This window comes from Streptomyces yaizuensis (assembly GCF_034961445.1).
Classification (GTDB): Bacteria; Actinomycetota; Actinomycetes; order Streptomycetales; family Streptomycetaceae; genus Streptomyces; species Streptomyces yaizuensis.
Genome location: NZ_BSBI01000034.1, coordinates 1 through 1,060, shown reverse-complemented (window position 1 = coordinate 1,060; position 1,060 = coordinate 1). Strand labels below are relative to the sequence as shown.

General features: G+C 67.2%; 1 protein-coding gene. It reads right to left on the bottom strand.

The genetic code is table 11. The features are described from left to right. The coding region (locus SYYSPA8_RS37060) for an IS630 family transposase (protein ID WP_323451882.1) at window positions 1–1,022 on the bottom strand (1,022 nt) is incomplete at its 3' end. Between the last annotated feature and the right edge of the window lie 38 nt (window positions 1,023–1,060).

Sequence of the window (1,060 nt, the reverse complement as noted above, 5' to 3'; positions counted from 1 at the left end):
GTCCAGATGAACGGTCTGGGGTGTTCGTTCCAGTCGGTGAGCCAGGTGCGGATGTCGTGTTCGAGGGCCTGGACGGAGCGGTGGACGCCGCGCTTGAGTTTCTTCTGCGTGAGCTCGGCGAACCACCGTTCCACCAGGTTCAGCCACGACGCACTGGTGGGTGTGAAGTGCAGGTGGAAGCGGGGATGGGCCAGCAGCCACTTCTTGATGTCGGGTGTCTTGTGGGTGGCGTAGTTGTCCAGGATCAGGTGGACGTCCAGATCCGGGGGGACTTCACGGTCGAGCCTGGTGAGGAACTTCCTGAACTCGATGGCCCGGTGGCGGCGGTGCAGGGAGCCGATCACCTTGCCGGTGGCGACTTCCAGGGCGGCGAAGAGGGTGGTGGTCCCGGCGCGGATGTAGTCGTGGCTGCGGCGTTCAGGAGTGCCCGGGATCATCGGCAGGACCGGCTGGGACCGGTCCAGGGCCTGGATGGAGGACTTCTCGTCCACGCAGAGCACCAGGGCCTTCTCCGGCGGGTCGAGGTAGAGGCCGACGACGTCGCGGACCTTGTCGATGAACAGCGGGTCCGTGGAGAGTTTGAACGTCTGCGCCCGGTGGGGGGCGAGGGCGAACGCCCGCCAGATCCGTGAGATCGCCGACTGCGACATCCCGGTCGCCGCGGCCATCGACCGGGTCGACCAGTGGGTGGCGTTGTGCGGTGTCTCCTCCAGGGTCTTGACGATCACCCGCTCGACATCGGCGTCCGTGATCTTCCTGGGGACACCCGGCCTCGGCTCGTCGCACAGGCCCTCCAGACCGCGTTCGAGGAACCGGCGGCGCCAGGTGCGGACCGTGTCCGCGACCACCCCCACCCGGCGGGACACCTCCGCGATCGAGTGCCCCTCCGCGCTCTCCAGGACGATCCTTGACCGCAGCGCGAGGGCCTGGGCCGTCGAACGACGACGGACCCAGCCCTCCAGCACCACCCTCTGGGCATCGGTCAACGACAACGGCGGGATCTTCGGTCCAGGACGACTCACACCCCAACCAACGACAAACCTCCGACTCAGGTCACTAG